This is a genomic window from Flavobacterium sp. J27 (assembly GCF_004303025.1).
In the GTDB taxonomy this organism is placed as follows: Bacteria; Bacteroidota; Bacteroidia; order Flavobacteriales; family Flavobacteriaceae; genus Flavobacterium.
Genome location: NZ_PJQW01000001.1, coordinates 201,896 through 220,559 on the forward strand (window position 1 = coordinate 201,896; position 18,664 = coordinate 220,559).

The following is an 18,664-nucleotide window of genomic DNA, read 5'->3' on the forward strand; positions in this document are numbered from 1 at the left end:
AGCATGCAACTGTATAACACCTTAAGCGCAGAAGAAAGAGCCGAGCTAATTGATCAAGCGGGCAAACAACGTTTAACGTTGTCTTTTTATGCGTATGCCAAAATTCTAAATCCTCAACAATTTCGTAATGACTTATTTTTAGCATGGAATCCTTTAGATGCTCTTGGGAGAATCTATGTGGCTCATGAAGGAATAAATGCTCAAATGAGTGTTCCAGCAGATCACTTTGAAGCTTTTAGAGAGACACTAGAAAGTTATGATTTTATGAAAGGCATTCGTTTGAATGTTGCTGTAGAGCAAGATGATCATTCATTTTTAAAATTAACGATTAAAGTGCGTCATAAAATTGTTGCTGATGGACTGAATGATGCTACTTTTGATGTGACTAAAAAAGGAGTTCATTTAAAAGCGAAAGAGTTTAATGAAATTTTAGATGATCCAAATACTATTGTAGTAGATTTTAGAAACCATTATGAAAGCGAAGTGGGTCATTTTAAAGGTGCTATTACTCCAGATGTAGAAACTTTTAGAGAAAGTTTGCCTATTATTAATGAGCAATTAAAAGATTTCAAAGAAACGAAAAACTTGGTAATGTATTGTACAGGAGGTATTCGTTGCGAAAAAGCTTCTGCTTATTATAAACATCAAGGCTTTAAAAATGTGTACCAATTAGAAGGAGGAATCATAAATTATGCGAAACAGATCAAAGAAGAAGGTTTGGAAAGCAAATTTATTGGTAAAAATTTTGTTTTTGATAACCGTTTAGGTGAGCGTATTACAGAAGATATTATATCACAGTGTCATCAGTGTGGAGAACCTTGCGATAATCACACAAATTGTGTAAACGATGGTTGTCATTTATTGTTTATTCAGTGTGACGAATGTAAAGCTACAATGGAGAATTGTTGTTCTACTGAATGTCAAGAAGTAATTCATTTGCCTCTTGCAGAACAAGTGAAGCTTAGAAAAGGAAAGCAAGTAGGCAATAAGGTTTTTAGAAAAGGTAAATCGGAAAAATTAAAATTTAAGCATTCTGGAGTATTATCGGATGAATCTTTAGATGTAGTTTCAAAAACAAAAACAATTCGTGAAAAAATAAAAGTAAAAAAAGTATTACTTGGGAAAGCAGAACATTATTTTGTGAAGGCAAAAGTGGCGCAATTTTTAATTGAAAATCATGAATTAAATATAGGAGATAAAATTTTAATTACAGGTCCAACAACAGGAAATGAAGAAATAGTATTAGAAAAAATGTTAGTAAATGGAAAAGAAGTATTTCAAGCTAAAAAAGGAGACAAAGTTACTTTTCAAGTCCCATTTCGAATTAGATTATCGGATAAATTGTTTAAAATCAAGTGATTATTTGTTGTGATGTAAAAAACAATTTTAAAATATACTTTAAAAAACCTATTTACGTTAAAATGTAAATGGGTTTTTTGTTTTAATGCTAATTTTCAGTTTCAAACGATAAGTAAATTTGTATTATCTTTACGCTCAAAATACGTTTTAGACAAGTAGTGCTGTTTAAGCGCAATCAATATATATTCAAATTATGGCATGTAATAACTGTTCGACTGGAACTACTACAGACGGAGTTCCTAAAGGATGTGGCAATAAAGGATCATGTGGCACAGGTAGCTGCAATAAATTAACAGTTTTCGATTGGTTATCAAATATGACTTTGCCTCAAGGTCAGGAACCTTTTAATTGTGTAGAGGTTCGTTTTAAAAATGGAAGAAAAGAATTTTTCAGAAATCCTGAAAAATTAACTATGGTTATGGGAGATATTGTAGCTACAGAAGCTTCCCCTGGACATGATGTAGGTATTGTTTCTTTAGCTGGTGAATTGGTAAAAATTCAAATGAAAAAGAAAAATGTAACTATAGATAACGAATTACCAAAAATTTATAGAAAAGCATCACAAAAAGATATCGATATTTGGAGTGAGGCGAGAAACAAAGAAGAAAAAGTAAGAATGCGGGCTAGAGAAATTGCGATTTCACTAAATTTAGAAATGAAAATTTCTGATGTTGAATTTCAAGGAGACGGTTCCAAAGCCACATTTTATTACACTGCAAATGATCGTGTTGATTTTCGTCAATTGATTAAAGACTTTGCTAGAGAATTCAGTATACGCATCGAAATGAAACAAGTTGGTTTCCGTCAAGAAGCCTCTCGATTAGGAGGGATTGGTTCTTGTGGAAGAGAATTATGTTGTTCTACTTGGTTAACTGATTTCAGAAGCGTAAATACATCTGCAGCTCGTTATCAACAGCTATCTCTAAATCCGCAGAAATTAGCAGGACAATGTGGTAAATTAAAGTGTTGTTTGAATTATGAATTAGATACATACCTCGATGCTTTAAAAGATTTTCCAGATTTAGATACTAAATTGTACACAGAAAAAGGAAATGCACATTGTCAAAAAGTAGATATTTTTAAAGAATTAATGTGGTTTTCTTACGAAAATCAGCCTGCACATTGGCACGTTTTATCAGTATCAGACGTAAAAGAAATTTTAGCAAAAAATAAGCAAAAAATAAAGATTAGTGCTATTGAAGATTTTGTGGTAGAGGTTAGCAAAGAAATTGAGAAAAATTTCCAAAATGTTGTAGGACAAGATAGTTTAACCCGATTTGATCAAAAACCGAAAAAGAAAAACAATAAAAATAAAAAACGTCGTAAACCAACAAATTTTAAGAATGGTCCTAAGAAGGAGTAAAATAAGTATACTGGGTATGTTGTTATTCCTTTTTTTATCATGTGATGAAAAAAGAGTGTTTGATGAATACAAAACGCTAAATGGAAAATGGAAGAAGGAAGATGCAGTTCAGTTTACTTTTGAGCAAAATGATACGGTTAATCCCTATAATTTGTTTTTAAATATTAGAAACAATAATGAGTATCCTTTCAATAATTTATTTGTTACAGTAGCTTTACAACAACCTGATAGTTTGGTTAAAATTGATACTTTAGAATATGCTATGGCAAATCCTGATGGATCGCTATTAGGAGAAGGCTTTTCTGATGTGAAAGAAAGTAAATTATGGTATCAAGAAAACTTTATCTTCAAACAAAAAGGGAAATATACGATAACCATACAACAAGCATTAAGAGAAACAGGAAGTGTTACAGGTGTTGAAGAATTAAATGGGGTTACAGACGTTGGTTTTAGAATTGAAAAAATAAAATAAATATGGCAAAAAAGAAAACAGAAAACAATCAATTTTCTAAATATATTAAGATTTTTTGGAAGACCTTTCTATTTGGTTTAGGTTTTGTTATTTTATTATTTCTCTTTGCTTCATGGGGCTTTTTTGGAGCTATGCCAACCTTTGAGACATTAGAAAATCCCGATTCTAATATTGCTACCGAAATCATGTCTTCTGATGGAGAAGTGTTAGGTAAGTTTTATGCGCAAAATAGAGTTCCTGTTACTTTTGAAGATTTACCAAAAGATTTAGTGAATGCTTTAGTTGCCACTGAAGATGAGCGTTTTTACGAGCATTCTGGTATTGATGCTAGAGGAACGTTAAGAGCTGTTTTAAGTTTAGGAAGAGATGGTGGTGCTAGTACGATTAGCCAGCAGTTGGCAAAAAATTTATTTCATGGAAGTGATGGATCTAAAAATATTATTTTGAGAATTATTCAAAAAATAAAAGAATGGATAATAGCAACTAGGCTAGAACGTCAATATACTAAAAATGAAATTATTGCCATGTATTTAAATCAGGTAGATTTTGTAAATGGTGCTATTGGAATTCGTTCAGCCTCTAAAATTTATTTTAACAAAGAACCTAAAAATTTAGCAACAGAAGAAGGAGCAGTTATTATTGGGATGTTAACCAATCCGTCTCGATTCAATCCAAAACGATTTGAGGAAAGATCAAGAAACAGAAGAAATATTGTTCTTGGACAAATGGTACGAAGTGGTTTTTTGAAGGAGAGTAAAAAAATCGAACTCCAACAAAAACCTATTGTTTTAGATTTTAGACCTGAAGATCATAATCAAGGTATTGCGACATATTTCAGAGAGTATTTGAAAGTGTACATGAAAGATTGGGTAAAAAATCATAAAAAAGAAGATGGTTCAGAGTATGATATTTATAGAGATGGTTTAAAAATTTATACTACTATAGATTCACGTATGCAAAAATATGCTGAAGAAGCAGTACAAGAACATTTAACCATTTTACAAGCCAAATTCTTTGAATTAGCAAAAAAAGAAAAAAATGCACCATTTATAAGAATTACAGACGAAGAGACAGAAAAAATTATAAAAAGTGCCATGAAGAATTCGGAGAGATGGCGAATTATGAAAGAAGATGGAAAGTCGGAAACAGAAATTTTAAAATCTTTCGAAGTAAAAACAAAAATGAAAATTTTTTCATGGAAAGGTGAGAAAGATACCATTATGACACCAAGAGATTCCATTCGCTATTATAAACATTTCTTGCAAACAGGTATGATGGCTATGGAACCACAAACGGGTCATATTAAAGCTTGGGTAGGAGGAATTAATCATAAGTATTTTCAATACGATCACGTAGGGCAAGGTGCTAGACAAGTAGGTTCTACCTTTAAGCCTTTTGTGTATTCAACAGCGATAGAGCAGTTAGGGATGTCTCCTTGTGATTCAATCATAGATGGTCCTTTTACCATGCCAAAAGGAAAATGGGGAATTTCTAAAGCTTGGTCACCAACTAATGACGGAGGTGCATTTAAAGGGATGGTAACATTAAAGAAAGCATTGGCTAATTCACTAAACCCTGTTTCTGCCAAACTAATGGATCGCGTAGGACCTCAGGCTGTAGTAGATATGGCTAGAGATTTAGGTGTTTCAACTGATATCCCAGTTACACCTGCAATTGCCTTAGGAGCTGTAGATATTACTGTAAAAGAAATGGTTGGAGCATTTAGTACTTTTGTTAATCAAGGAGTGTATATTGCACCAACGTTTATCACTAGAATTGAAGATAAAAACGGTGTAGTCTTAGATCAAGTAATTCCACAATCTAAAGATGTAATGAATAGAGATGTGGCTTACGCAATTATTAAATTAATGGAAGGGGTAACCGAATCTGGAACAGGAGCTCGTTTAAGAGGTGGTTCTGTAAATGGTTTAACTAATTATAAATATAGATTTAGTAATCCAATAGCTGGAAAAACAGGTACAACACAAAACAACTCTGATGGTTGGTTTATTGGCATGGTACCAAATTTATCTGCAGGAATCTGGGTAGGTAATGATGATAGGGCAGCTCATTTTAGACGAACACTTTATGGTCAAGGAGCTTGTATGGCATTGCCAATTTGGGGTTTATTTATGGATAAATGTTACAAAGACAAAGAATTGAATATCTCCAAAGAGAGTTTCGAAAAACCAGAAAAAATAAGTATCCGTGTAGACTGTACTGTAGCAACTCCTACAATAGATTCTACAGATACAGATAGACCTAATATGGATGAATTTCAAGATCTTTGATTTTAAAGTATAAAAATTATGATTAAGCGAACAGTAAATAATGTTAGTGAAGCATTGCAAGGAATAGAAAGCGGAATGACGATTATGTTAGGAGGCTTTGGCCTTTGTGGAATTCCTGAAAATAGTATAGCTGAATTAGTAAATAAAAAAGTAACTGGTTTAACCTGTATTTCTAATAATGCAGGTGTAGACGATTTTGGATTGGGACTTTTATTACAAAATCGACAAATAAAAAAAATGATTTCTTCTTATGTGGGAGAAAATGCTGAGTTTGAAAGGCAAATGCTCTCAGGTGAATTAGAAGTTGAATTAACACCACAAGGAACCTTAGCCGAAAAATGTAGAGCAGCACAAGCAGGAATACCAGCATTTTTTACACCTGCAGGTTATGGAACTGAAGTTGCTGAAGGAAAAGAAACAAGAGAATTTAACGGGAAAATGCATGTAATGGAATTGGCATTCAAAGCTGATTTTTCAATTGTTAAAGCGTGGAAAGGTGATGAGGCAGGGAATTTAATTTTCAAAGGAACGGCCAGAAATTTTAATGCAGTTATGGCTGGAGCAGCAAAAATTACTATTGCGGAAGTTGAAGAGTTAGTACCAGCAGGTACATTGGATCCAAATGAAATACATATTCCTGGAATTATGGTGAATCGTATTTTTCAAGGTGTAACATTTGAGAAAAGAATTGAGCAACGTACAACTAGAAAAAGAATGTAATCATGGCATTAGATAAAAATCAAATTGCAAAAAGAATAGCTAAAGAAGTGAAAGATGGTTACTATGTAAACCTCGGTATTGGAATACCTACCTTAGTGGCTAATTTTGTTAGAGAAGATATATCTGTTGAATTTCAAAGTGAGAATGGTGTTTTAGGAATGGGACCATTTCCTTTTGAAGGTGAAGAAGATGCAGATATTATCAATGCAGGTAAGCAAACGATAACCACTTTGCCAGGAGCTAGTTTTTTTGACTCGGCTTTTAGTTTTGGCATGATTAGAAGTCAGAAAGTAGACTTGACAATTCTGGGTGCTATGGAGGTTGCCGAGAATGGGGATATTGCAAACTGGAAAATACCAGGTAAAATGGTAAAAGGTATGGGAGGAGCTATGGATTTAGTGGCTTCAGCCGAAAATATTATTGTGGCGATGATGCATGTAAACAAAGCAGGTGAATCAAAATTGTTAAAGCGATGTTCTTTGCCTTTAACTGGAGTAGGTTGTGTGAAAAAAATCGTAACTGAATTAGCCGTTCTTGAAGTTACACCAGAAGGTTTTAAATTGTTAGAAACAGCTCCTGGTGTTACTGTAGAAGATGTAAAAAATGCTACAGAAGGGACTTTGATTATAGAAGGAGATATTCCAGAAATGATTCTTGATTAATCAAAAATAATAAAATAATACAAATATAATAGAGCCACAATCCACTGTTTATTGTAGTGTGTTGTGGCTAATTTTTACAATATGAGTTATCCAAAAGTAATTTTAAAGAAAGGAAAAGAAAAGTCAATTTTAAGAAGACATCCATGGGTTTTTAGTGGCGCTGTTTATGGTGTAAGTAGGATAATTAATGATGGTGAAATGGTAGATGTGGTTGATTGTAACAATGCGCATTTAGGAACAGGTTTTTTTAGTGATAGAGGAAGTATTGTTGTTCGAATCTTAACTTTTAATAACGAAGTTTTTGATGCTGGTTTTTGGAAAAGAAAAATTAATGCGGCTTGGGAATTGCGCTTGACATTATTGAATTTAGATCAAACGAATGCTTTCCGAGTAATACATGGGGAAGGAGATGGAATCCCAGGATTAATTATAGATTACTATAACAAAAACTGGGTAATTCAAGCACATGCATCAGGAATTTACTTGCAAATGGAAGCCATAGCAGATGCTATAAAAACAAGTTTAAAAGATTTTTGCGAAACGGTTTATTGTAAAAGTAGTGGAACGCTTCCTAATACTGGAAAAGATTTTTTCTTGTATGGTGATCTAAAGGAAAGTATTGCAAAAGAAAATGGAATTCAATTTCATGTTAATTGGGTAGAAGGACAAAAGACTGGTTTTTTTCTAGATCAAAGAGATAATAGAAAGTTATTAGGAGCTTTTTCAAAAGATAAAAGAGTTTTAAATACTTTTTGCTATACTGGTGGTTTTTCTATTTATGCTATGAGTGCTGGAGCTAGTTTGGTTACTTCTGTTGATATTTCTCAAAAGGCGGTTGATTTAGCAGAGAAAAATATGCAATTAAATTTTCCAAGCGCCAATCATACTGCTGTAGCATCAGATGTTTTTGAGTTTATGAAGGAACATGCTAAACAATATGATGTTATTGTTTTGGATCCTCCTGCATTTGCTAAAAATATTAAAAGTAAACATACGGCAACTCAAGCTTACAAAAGATTAAATATAGCTGGAATAAAAGCATTAGCTCCTAAAGGAATTTTATTTACATTCTCTTGTTCTCAGGTAATAGACGATGTGTTGTTTTATAATACTGTAGCAGCTGCTGCAATTGAAACAGGTAGAAATATTAGAGTTTTACATAAACTAAATCAAGGACCAGATCATCCAACAAATATTTATCATCCAGAAGGACATTATTTAAAAGGATTAGTCTTATTTGTTGAATAATATTTAAAAAAATCCATTTTTTTAGCATAAAAAAATGGATTTTTTTACTTTTTAACAAAAAATATATTTTAAATGTAATTGTAAATGTTAAAAATATGCTACATTTGTTTTTTTAACTAATTTTTAACAAACTAACAATTATGAAAAACAAACTACAAAAAGCATTAGCGCTGTCTATGCTTGTTTCTTTTTCTTTACTATCTCACAGTCAAGAAGTTGGCAAAATGGTAAAAGAAAAAGTACTAAATGAAAATGGGCAACCTAGTTTAATTATTTTTAAAGATGATTCAAAATTGTCTTCTTCTAATTTTCAAACTATTTTAAAAGAAAATTTGAAATTAAACAATGGATTTTCGTTTCAAAAAGTAAAAGAAGATACTGACTATCTAGGTATACTTCATGAAAAATTTCAATTGTATTATAATAATGTTAAAGTAGAGTTTGCGACTTATACAATCAATTCTAAAGGCGGTAGAATTGTTTCTATGAATGGTGAAATTTACAATCCTAAAAAAATTAATGTAAGTCCTGCTATTAATGCTAACAAAGCATTGGATTTTGCAAAAAAGACAACTTCGAGTACTTCTTTTTTATGGGAAAATCAACAAGAAGCTGCTTTAATTGGGTATTCAAAACCACAAGGAGAGTTGGTCTTATTACCAGCATTAGAAAGTATAGGTGTTGAAGGTATGAATCCACAATTACAATTAGCGTATAAATTTGATATTTATGCTACAAATCCGGTAAGTAGAGCAGATGTATATATAGATGCAATAACTGGTGAGGTATTGTTTTATAATGCAACGATAAAACATGCTACTAATTTTGGTCATGGTTCAGCACATTTATTTACAAAAAACCATGTATGTATTGAGAATCATAATACAGAAAAAATTGCAAAATCTTTTGAGTCTTTGGTTGCAGGAACTGCTGCAACAAGGTATAGTGGAAGTCAAAGTATACAAACTACTTTAAGTGGCGGAAGTTATATATTAAAAGACAATACTAGAGGAAATGGTATTAATACTTATGATTTAAATACGGGAACCAATTATAATTCTGCTGTAAACTTTACTGATAATGATAATAATTGGACCACGGCAGAACATTCAGCAAATAAAGATAATGGAGCTTTAGATGCGCATTGGGGAGCTGAGAAAACATATGATTATTGGAGTGCAGTACATAATAGAAATAGTTTTAATAATTCGGGTGCTGCTATAAATAGCTATGTACATTATAGTTCTAATTACGATAATGCTTTCTGGGATGGTTCTAGAATGACTTATGGTGATGGTAGTGGTACTTATTTTGATATTTTAACAGCTTTGGATGTGGCAGCTCATGAAATTGGTCATGCTGTTTGTACTTACACGGCTAACTTGGCTTACCAAAGAGAATCAGGTGCATTAAACGAAGCATTCTCTGATATTTGGGGAGCAGCTGTAGAATATTATGCTGCGCCAAATAAAAGTCCGTGGTTAATTGGAGAAGATATTGAGCGTCGTTCGGGTCATTTGGCATTACGATCTATGAGTAGTCCAAAAAGTGAAGGACAACCAGATACTTATGGAGGTACGTATTGGAGTAATCCTAATTGTGGAACACCAACGCAATCTAACGATTATTGTGGAGTGCATAGAAATAGTGGGGTGTTAAATCACTGGTTTTATATTTTATCCATTGGAAAATCGGGTACAAATGATATAGGTAGTACTTATAATGTAACTGGAATAGGTATTGATAACGCAGCTAAAATTGCATTTCGTTTAGAAAGTGTTTATTTATCAGCTAATTCAACATTTGCAAATGCAAGAACATATGGTATTCAGGCAGCTACTGATTTATATGGAGCAGGTTCTGCCGAAGTAATAGCTACAACTAATGCTTTTTATGCTGTTGGTATTGGTTCTGCTTATTCTGGAGGTGGAGGTGGAGGAACAACTACTTGTTCCACTACAGTTACTTCTTTTCCATATGCTGAAGGTTTTGAAAATACTTTAGGAGCTTGGACACAAGATTCAGGAGATGATTTTGATTGGATTGTAGATGCTAATGGAACACCGTCTAGTAGTACAGGTCCATCTAGTGCTGCACAAGGTACATATTATGTATATGTTGAAGCTTCTAGTCCAAACTATTCCAATAAGAAAACGATTTTAAATTCACCATGTTTTAATTTAAGTAGTGCTTCTTCAGCTACTTTTACCTTTAAATATCATATGTATGGAGCAACTGGTATGGGAGGATTAACGCTACAGGCAAGTACTAATGGTTCAACATGGACTGATCTTTGGACAAAATCTGGAAACCAAGGAAATTCGTGGTTGTCTGCTTCAGTTGGTTTAGCTTCTTACACAGGAGCAACAGTTCAATTACGATTTGTTGGAACAACAGGAACTACTTGGCAAGGAGATATTGCTGTTGATGATGTAGCTTTGTCAACAGGAGGAGTTACTAATCCAACCTGTACTAATGTAAATATCAATTTTGTTTTTGATAATTATCCTGAAGAAACAAGCTGGCAAATTTTAAATTCTAGTGGACAAGTAGTTGAGTCAGGAGGAACATATGGTAGTCAAGCAGATGGTTCTTCGTTAACCATTACAAAATGTTTAGATGCTGGATGTTATACTTTTAAAATTAATGACAGCTATGGTGACGGTATTTGCTGTGCTTATGGTAACGGAAGTTATAGTGTTACATCAAATGGAACAACTTTAGCTAGTGGTGGTTCATTTGGTTCAAGTGAGTCTACTAATTTTTGTGTGGGAACATCTGGTTTAATTAGTGAAGTGTCAACAATTACTGAAACTAGTAAAGGGGTTGATTTTGCAATGTACCCAAATCCAGTAAAAGGAACTGTTTTAAATGTAATCTCAAATGATGGAATGAAAGATTACAAAATATATAACGTAATGGGGCAATTAATACTACAAGGACAAATTAAGAATAATCAAATTAATGTGGGTTCTTTAAACGGTGGAATTTATGTAGTAGAACTGAATACTTATAAAGAAAAAATAACTAAGAAATTTATTAAAGAATAACAATTAATTTGAGTTAGTTATTCATGAAAGAGGCTACAAGTTTTTGTAGCCTCTTTTTTTATATCATTTAGCCTTGTTATATTCTTATAAGTTAGCAAAGAAATCGTTTCCTTTATCATCTGTGATAATAAATGCAGGAAAATCTTTAACTGTAATTTTACGTACCGCTTCCATGCCTAATTCTGGAAAATCAACAACTTCAACTTTTAAAATATTTTCTTGTGCCAAAATAGCAGCAGGACCACCTATTGAACCTAGGTAAAAACCACCATATTTGGCACAGGCATCAGTAACTTGTTTAGACCTATTTCCTTTAGCTAACATAATCATACTTCCTCCAGCAGCTTGAAATTCATCTACATAAACATCCATTCTCCCAGCAGTTGTTGGTCCAAAACTTCCAGAAGGCATTCCTTCAGGTGTTTTTGCTGGACCAGCATAATATACAGGATGATTTTTGAAGTAGTCTGGCATTGGTTTACCAGATTCTAATAATTCTTTAATTTTGGCATGTGCAATATCACGAGCCACTATAACTGTTCCGTTTAATTTTAAGCGTGTTTTAATTGGGTATTTGGTTAACTCAGCTAGCACCTCTTGCATTGGTCTGTCTAAATCAATTTCTATGGCGGGTTGTAAATGGGGAGCTACTTCTGGTAAAAATTGTTTTGGATTAGTTTCTAATTGTTCTACGAAAATACCATCTTTGGTAATCTTTCCTTTAATGTTTCTATCTGCAGAACAAGATACTCCTAAACCGACTGGACAAGAAGCAGCATGCCTTGGTAATCGAATAACTCGCACATCATGAGTAAAGTATTTCCCGCCAAATTGCGCTCCGATAGCACTTTCTTGGCAAATTTCTTGCACTCTTTTCTCCCATTCTAAATCTCGAAAAGCTTGACCGCTCATGTTTCCTGAAGTAGGTAAATGATCAAAATATCCTGCAGAGGCTTTTTTTACTGTTGCTAAATTAGCTTCAGCGGAAGTACCACCAATGACTAAAGCTAAATGATAAGGAGGGCAAGCAGAAGTTCCTAAATCTTTTATTTTGGTACGAATAAAAGTTTCTAATGACTTTTCATTTAAAAGTGATTTGGTTTGCTGATACAAAAAGGTTTTATTAGCTGAACCACCACCTTTGGCTAAAAACAGAAATTCATAAGAGTTTCCTTTTTTGGCATAAATGTCAATTTGAGCAGGTAAATTAGAACCCGAATTTTTCTCTTCAAACATACTAATAGGTACAATTTGAGAATAACGAAGATTCTTTTTTTCATAGGTATTGAAAATACCTTTTGAAAGCCATTCAGCATCATCTGCTCCCGTATAAACATTTTCACCTTTTTTTGCCATAACGATAGCCGTTCCAGTGTCTTGACAAGAAGGTAATTCTCCTTCTACGGCAACAGCTGCGTTTTGTAATAAATTATAGGCTACGAAACGATCGTTATCTGTCGCTTCAGGATCATTTAGAATATTCTGAAGACTTTGTAAATGTTTGGTTCGTAGCATAAATGAAACGTCATTCATGGCTACTTCAGCTAATAATTCTAAACCTTTAGGGTCTACGGTTAAAACTTCGCGATTGCCTAATTGTTCAACAGTAACATAGTCTGAAGTGATTTTTTTGTATTGTGTATCGTCCTTTTCTACAGGAAAAGGTTCTTGGTATATAAAATCCATTTTTTGTGTTTTTTTAGTGGCGTAAATGTAAGGAAACTCAAGTAATTATAGAAATTCATTGGTTTAAATCATAAAATAAAGATTTAATTCCTTCTTGGTTTTGTAAGTATTGGATTTGTATCAATAAAATTGTATCCAATATCAATTGTTTTTGTAGTATTGTCATTATAATAAAAAGTATAATAACGTCCATCTGTTACTATTTTATGAAAAAGAAACCCTCGATTATAGTATGAAAAATTTAAAGTATACTTTGGTTCGAAGGAGGTAGTTGTTACTTTACCTTTTCTAAGTTCTAAATCTAATAAAAATAACTCAGAGTTATAGAGTGTATGTTTGAATGTTTTATTTTCCAAAGAAGGAAAATGAACACGGTTGTCAAAAATGAAAGTTATAGTGTCGTAATGTGCTACTTTTTGGAATAAATAGCTCAACTCATTATAAGCTGCATAAAAATCTATTGGAGCTTTTCTTGCATAATCTTGAATAGTTTTAACTATTTTTCCATTTTTAATAAAGGTTATCGTATTGTTTTGAGCATCGGTAACAGATCTTCCGTATGAATCTTTCATTCCAAAAATATTGATTTTATCAAAATTTTTAAAGATTTGATTTGTTACCGCTCTATCTAATTTAGTAGTTAAGTCTTCTTCATTAGTGTTGTTACCTAAACCTTTAAAGTACATTTTCCCATCTCTATTGATATAAGTTGAATTTATTCCACAACATCCAAACCCTAATGCTCTATCAACGACAATAGCATCATATTGAGTGATGTTTTTATAAGTGTTTTTGTTCTTTACTAAACGATATTCCTTTTTATTTTTATCAATAAGATTTAGCGTGTTTTGATTGATTATTTTAATTTGATAAGTATTCCAAATAGAATCTGTTAAATCCCAAAAAGACAATTTAGAATCTTTAACTTTAAACTTTGTTTTTGTTCCTAAAAAACGTAAAGCTTCAATATCTCTGTCCAATGTGTCTCGTAAAAATCCAAGAATTTTCATTTTTGTAGGTACATATTCGTAAAATCCAAATTGATATTCTAAAATACTGTCATTTAGAATGTTTAATCCAAAGTTATCCTCGTTATCATTTATAGAGTCTACATTAGACCAATTGCCTATAAAAGGATTCTCTTCTTTCTTTTTACAAGAAAAAAGAAGTAAACATAAAAGGAAATATAAATAGTTTTTCATACTATTAAAAAAACCAACTGGCCACTAATACACCTGTAATCACACATATTAAATCTACTAGAAGCATCATGCCTAACGTATAGCGCGTATTTTTAATACTTACTGAACCAAAATAAACCGCTATTACATAAAAAGTAGTTTCGGCACTACATTGAAAAATACAACTTAAACGACCTGCAAAAGAATCTGGTCCAAAAGTACGCATGGCATCAATCATAAAACCTCTAGACCCTCCTGAGCTAAAAGGTCTTAATATAGCAACTGGAAGTGAATCGGTAATTTCTTTTGTTACCCCTAAATGAGAAAAAATAAAAGAAATACCTTGGCTTACAATTTCAAATAAGCCACTGTTTCTCAACAATGAAATAGCTACTAACATTCCCATAACGTATGGGAAAATCATCACACCAGTTTTGAGCCCGTTATTGGCACCTACAACAAAAGTGTCAAACATAGTGGTTTTATGATCGGTAAATTTTTTTTCGTTAAAAAATGAGAAAATTAAGGTAAAACCAATAATGGCTAATAATAACACACCAGATAAATTAGCAGTGAAATAATTTTTACCAATTAAATCCAATTGGTTTACATAGAAAAGTAAGCCAATAATAGCGCCAATTAATCCCATCAAAACAGCTAAAAGGGAGACACTTTTAAAGTTGATGCGTTGTTTCATGCCTACTAACAAGAATGCTGCAATTGTTCCCACAAAAGAAGTAATGATACAAGGAAGCATTACATCTGCTGGGTTGGCAGCATTTTCGGCAGCTCTGTATCCAATAATTGATGTAGGAATTAAAGTTAAACCTGCGGCATGCAAACACATAAACATAATTTGTGCGTCACTTGCTTTGTCTTTGTCTTCATTTAATTCCTGTAAACTTTGCATCGCTTTTAATCCAAAAGGAGTAGCAGCGGAATCCAATCCTAAAAAATTAGCTGCAAAATTTAAGGTCATGTAAGAGATCGATTCATGATCTTTGGGTAAGGAAGGAAACACTTTAGCAAACATAGGGCTTAACTTTTTAGCTAATTTTTCGGAAGCTCCAGATATGATTAATAACTCCATAATACCGCAGAAAAAAGCTAAATAAGCAATCAAAGGTAGTATTAAGTCTAATAAGCTACTTTTTGCCATAGGGAGTAATCCATCCGCTTGTTGTTTCCCACTATATATTTTTACAGTTTGTTTGTTGTAAACATAAGTTGTATTTACATCTACAAATTCATTATTGCCCTTTTTTTTAATACTATCTTGTATAGATTTAGGAATTTCGTTTAAATATTTTTCAGCAATTAAAAGAGGTTCTCCCTGTTTACCATTTAAAACATAATCTATTGAATAATATTTATTGGTAAATAAACCAATTATTATAAAAACAATAGAAGAAACGAAAATTGCTAGCCAAAATCTACTTAAAACCATAAAATTGAATTTTTGTAAATATACGATTAATGCAATATAAGATTTAAAAGATTTCTATTCAAAAAAGTAAGTAAATTTTGATACATTTCTGTTTTTTAACTGAAAAATTTAATAAAACGCACTATTATAAGTATTTGATGGTTTTATCTGTAAAAAAAAACATATTTTTGAGCACTTAAATTCTAAACTATTTATTAATGAAATTAAAATTACTACCCTTAGTCTTTATTACATCTATTTCTTTTTCGCAAACAAAAGATGATGTTGCGAAGATTATAAGAAATTATAATATTCCAGAAATTAAGGAAAAAATTATTTATTTCGAAAATATAGAGAAAAGAGAAAAAGAAATTGCCATAGAAAGAGCCAATGAAATGGGTTGGCCAATTTATATTTATGGTGAGAATGGTTCTTTTCAAGAACTTATGAAATTAAATTCAGATGGGACACCTGTTTATTATGCAACGACAAATGCTAATGCAGCAAAGTCAACTAGGGCTATTCATTTAAATACAGGTGGTACTTTGGGATTAGATTTGAATGGTCAAGGGATGGTTGCTAGGGTTTGGGATGGTGGAACAGTGAGAAGAACTCATACTTTATTTGAAGGAAGAGTAACTACAGTTGATGACCCTTCAGGAACCACATATACAGCTCACGGAACTCATGTAACTGGAACTATTTTAGCCTCCATCACTTCTGCTACTGCTAGAGGAATGGCTTATCAAGCTACAGCTAGAACTTTTAATTGGACAAATGATGAAAGCGAGGCTACTAGTGAAGTTTTAGGAGGAATGTTAATTTCTAATCATTCTTATGGTGTGCCTATTACGAGTGGTACTGGAACGGTTCAACCAGCTTGGTATATAGGTGCTTATACAAGTGCTGCTAGAAATTGGGATGAAATTGCTTATTTAGCACCTTATTATCTTCCAGTAATGTCTGCAGGAAATGAAGGAAATAATAATGATAATCCTAACCCAATTGCAACTGGTTACGATAAATTAACAGGAGATAAAACAGCTAAGAATACATTAATTGTCGCTAATGCTCAAGATGCTGTGGTTACTAATGATGGAACTTTATTTAACGTAAGTATTAATTCTTCTAGTAGTCAAGGTCCTACAGACGATAGAAGAATTAAACCAGATATTACTGGAAATGGAACAACACTAACGTCTACAATTAGTAGTAGTGATACGGCTACTGGCCCTATGACAGGAACTTCTATGGCAAGTCCAAATGTAGCCGGTACCATTTTATTATTACAACAACATTATAAAAATGTTACTAATAATTTTATGAAAGCTGCTACTTTAAAAGGATTAGCTTGCCATACTGCTGATGATGCGGGTAGTGCAGGTCCAGATCCAAAATTTGGTTGGGGATTATTAAATGCTAAAAAAGCAGCACAAACGATTTCAAATAATGGTTTAACTTCTTGGATTTCAGAAGAAAACTTATCGCAAGGAGAAACGTTTACCATGAGTTTTGTGTCAGAAGGAGGAACTAATAACCCACTTATTGCATCTATCACTTGGACAGACGTTCCAGGAGAAGCAAAAACCAATACTGTTGAAAACGATGCAACTCCAGTTTTAATAAATAACTTAGATATTAAAGTAACGAAAGACGGAACAATATATTATCCTTGGAGATTACAAGCAGATCCAACAGCTTTAGCAATAAGAACAGACGATAATAATGTGGACAATGTTGAACAAGTTAAAATAGATAATCCAAGTGCAGGAACATATGTTATTACTGTAACTCATAAAGGGAATTTAACAAATGGGAATCAAGATTTTTCATTTATTGTAACCGGTGTTAAATCTGACTTTTCTTTAACGTCTAAATCAGATGATTTAATCGTATGTAATAATGAGAACGCGGTCTATGTTTTTGAATATAAACAATCAGGTTCTGGAACAACTACTTTTTCTGCGGTCGGATTACCAACAGGTGCAAATGCTGTATTTAGTCCCGCAAGTTTAAGTACAAATGGAACTGTAACTATGACAATTAGCGGGTTAACTAACGCCCAACCGGGAGATTATAGTGTGGGAATTGTAGGGGATAATGGTATTGAAACAGAAACGAGAACAAAACAATTAAAATTATATTCAAATAACTTCCAACCTACAGTTTTAACAACTCCTGTAAATAATGCTAATCCTGTTGCTACATCTATAGTTCTAGACTGGGAAGATCATGTAAATGTAGAGTCTTATAGATTGCAAGTTGCTACAGATGCAAGTTTTAATTCGTTGTTTTTAGATCAATCTAATATTTTAAATTCAGAATATACTTTATCACTTTTAAATGAAGAAACTACCTATTATTGGAGAGTTATTCCATCTAATAGATGTGGTATTGCAACCACTTCAGAAGCAGTAGTTTACTCTTTCAATACAGGAGTTTTAACTTGTGGATATTCTTACTCAGCAACGGATTTTACTGATGCGACTATAAATTCTACGGCAAATAGTACTGCTAGTGTTCCAATTGAAGTGCCTGTAGGGTTTGTTATAGGTGACATTAATATAACATTAGATATAAGTCATACTTATATTCAAGATATGACTTATTATTTAGAAGGGCCTGCTGCTGTAGGCAGCCCAATAATAACATTATTTGACCAGCCTTGTGGAGATAATGATGATATTAATTGTACTATAGACGATAGTGGAGTAAATTTTGTATGTAATGCATCGGCACCAGCTATTTCGGGTGTGGTAAAACCACAAGATTCATTGAATACTTTAAATGGATTAAATTCGCAAGGGACTTGGTATTTAAGAGTGGTAGATCCTTTTAATGGAGATGGAGGTTCAATAAATAATGTAACTCTTACTTTTTGTAATTTAGAGCCCTCTTTAAGCAGTTCTAGTCAAGAATTATCTTCAAAAATTAAGGTATATCCAAATCCAGCTAAGAATAACGTTACTATTAGTTTGGATGAAAAGATAACAGGATTAACTTCTTGTATTTTATATGATATTCAAGGAAGGGTTATTATGAATAAACAATCAACAGAAGGAATGATGAATTTGAATATTGAAGATGTTGTGGAAGGAATTTATTTGTTAACAATTATAAATGGAAATGAAAAAACAACACAAAGGTTAGTGGTTAAAAGATAAAATTTTCAAGTATGATAAAAAAAGAGCTGAAAAACAGCTCTT

Annotated in this window: 12 protein-coding genes; 9 read left to right on the top strand and 3 right to left on the bottom strand. The window is 32.4% G+C overall.

Features of this window, described 5'->3' with window-relative positions; translation table 11 throughout:
* The first annotated feature begins 3 nt into the window (after window positions 1-3).
* The 8 genes from CX675_RS00795 (at window position 4) to CX675_RS00830 (ending at window position 11,165) form a co-directional block, all read left to right on the top strand.
* The gene (locus CX675_RS00795) at window positions 4-1,359 is read left to right on the top strand and encodes a rhodanese-related sulfurtransferase (protein WP_130733311.1); all 1,356 of its coding nucleotides are present in this window, start codon (window positions 4-6) and stop codon (window positions 1,357-1,359) included.
* Between the two features lie 193 nt (window positions 1,360-1,552).
* On the top strand, window positions 1,553-2,722 hold the full coding sequence (locus CX675_RS00800; protein WP_130733312.1) for a regulatory iron-sulfur-containing complex subunit RicT: 1,170 nt from the start codon (window positions 1,553-1,555) through the stop codon (window positions 2,720-2,722).
* Window positions 2,703-3,194 (top strand): gliding motility lipoprotein GldH, encoded by a 492-nt coding sequence (locus CX675_RS00805; protein WP_130733313.1) that lies wholly within the window; start codon window positions 2,703-2,705, stop codon window positions 3,192-3,194. Before CX675_RS00800 ends, CX675_RS00805 begins: the two co-directional genes overlap by 20 nt.
* Window positions 3,195-3,196: 2 nt before the next feature.
* Window positions 3,197-5,485 carry a penicillin-binding protein 1A gene (locus CX675_RS00810; protein WP_130733314.1) on the top strand — a complete coding sequence of 763 codons (2,289 nt, stop codon included), beginning with the start codon at window positions 3,197-3,199 and terminating at the stop codon, window positions 5,483-5,485.
* Window positions 5,486-5,503: 18 nt separating this feature from the next.
* Window positions 5,504-6,205, top strand: a complete 702-nt coding sequence (locus tag CX675_RS00815) for a CoA transferase subunit A (RefSeq protein ID WP_130733315.1) — start codon at window positions 5,504-5,506, stop codon at window positions 6,203-6,205.
* 2 nt (window positions 6,206-6,207) lie between these two features.
* Window positions 6,208-6,867: a CoA transferase subunit B gene (locus CX675_RS00820; RefSeq protein ID WP_130733316.1), complete on the top strand. Its 660-nt coding sequence runs from the start codon at window positions 6,208-6,210 to the stop codon at window positions 6,865-6,867.
* Between the two features lie 81 nt (window positions 6,868-6,948).
* Window positions 6,949-8,115: a class I SAM-dependent rRNA methyltransferase gene (locus CX675_RS00825; protein ID WP_130733317.1), complete on the top strand. Its 1,167-nt coding sequence runs from the start codon at window positions 6,949-6,951 to the stop codon at window positions 8,113-8,115.
* Between the two features lie 140 nt (window positions 8,116-8,255).
* Complete coding sequence (locus CX675_RS00830; RefSeq protein ID WP_130733318.1) at window positions 8,256-11,165, top strand: M4 family metallopeptidase; 2,910 nt, start codon at window positions 8,256-8,258, stop codon at window positions 11,163-11,165.
* Between the two features lie 84 nt (window positions 11,166-11,249).
* Here the strand turns inward: CX675_RS00830 and CX675_RS00835 are convergent, their stop codons facing one another.
* The 3 genes from CX675_RS00835 to CX675_RS00845 form a co-directional block, all read right to left on the bottom strand.
* Window positions 11,250-12,851: a fumarate hydratase gene (locus tag CX675_RS00835; RefSeq protein ID WP_130733319.1), complete on the bottom strand. Its 1,602-nt coding sequence runs from the start codon at window positions 12,849-12,851 to the stop codon at window positions 11,250-11,252.
* An 83-nt stretch (window positions 12,852-12,934) separates the two neighbouring features.
* Window positions 12,935-14,053: a DUF6438 domain-containing protein gene (locus CX675_RS00840; protein WP_130733320.1), complete on the bottom strand. Its 1,119-nt coding sequence runs from the start codon at window positions 14,051-14,053 to the stop codon at window positions 12,935-12,937.
* A gap of 4 nt (window positions 14,054-14,057) precedes the next feature.
* A complete protein-coding gene (locus CX675_RS00845) occupies window positions 14,058-15,479 on the bottom strand; it encodes a nucleoside recognition domain-containing protein (protein WP_130733321.1) in 1,422 nt (473 codons plus the stop codon).
* 197 nt (window positions 15,480-15,676) lie between these two features.
* Between CX675_RS00845 and CX675_RS00850 the strand changes: the two genes are divergently transcribed.
* Complete coding sequence (locus CX675_RS00850; protein WP_130733322.1) at window positions 15,677-18,622, top strand: S8 family serine peptidase; 2,946 nt, start codon at window positions 15,677-15,679, stop codon at window positions 18,620-18,622.
* The last annotated feature ends 42 nt before the right edge of the window (window positions 18,623-18,664 follow it).

Bases quoted from the DNA above. Each gene is read 5' to 3' on its own strand.
- CX675_RS00795 (WP_130733311.1), top strand. From the start codon at position 4: ATGCAACTGTATAACACCTTAAGCGCAGAAGAAAGAGCCGAGCTAATT.
- CX675_RS00800 (WP_130733312.1), top strand. From the start codon at position 1,553: ATGGCATGTAATAACTGTTCGACTGGAACTACTACAGACGGAGTTCCT.
- CX675_RS00805 (WP_130733313.1), top strand. From the start codon at position 2,703: ATGGTCCTAAGAAGGAGTAAAATAAGTATACTGGGTATGTTGTTATTC.
- CX675_RS00810 (WP_130733314.1), top strand. From the start codon at position 3,197: ATGGCAAAAAAGAAAACAGAAAACAATCAATTTTCTAAATATATTAAG.
- CX675_RS00815 (WP_130733315.1), top strand. From the start codon at position 5,504: ATGATTAAGCGAACAGTAAATAATGTTAGTGAAGCATTGCAAGGAATA.
- CX675_RS00820 (WP_130733316.1), top strand. From the start codon at position 6,208: ATGGCATTAGATAAAAATCAAATTGCAAAAAGAATAGCTAAAGAAGTG.
- CX675_RS00825 (WP_130733317.1), top strand. From the start codon at position 6,949: ATGAGTTATCCAAAAGTAATTTTAAAGAAAGGAAAAGAAAAGTCAATT.
- CX675_RS00830 (WP_130733318.1), top strand. From the start codon at position 8,256: ATGAAAAACAAACTACAAAAAGCATTAGCGCTGTCTATGCTTGTTTCT.
- CX675_RS00835 (WP_130733319.1), bottom strand. From the start codon at position 12,851: ATGGATTTTATATACCAAGAACCTTTTCCTGTAGAAAAGGACGATACA.
- CX675_RS00840 (WP_130733320.1), bottom strand. From the start codon at position 14,053: ATGAAAAACTATTTATATTTCCTTTTATGTTTACTTCTTTTTTCTTGT.
- CX675_RS00845 (WP_130733321.1), bottom strand. From the start codon at position 15,479: ATGGTTTTAAGTAGATTTTGGCTAGCAATTTTCGTTTCTTCTATTGTT.
- CX675_RS00850 (WP_130733322.1), top strand. From the start codon at position 15,677: ATGAAATTAAAATTACTACCCTTAGTCTTTATTACATCTATTTCTTTT.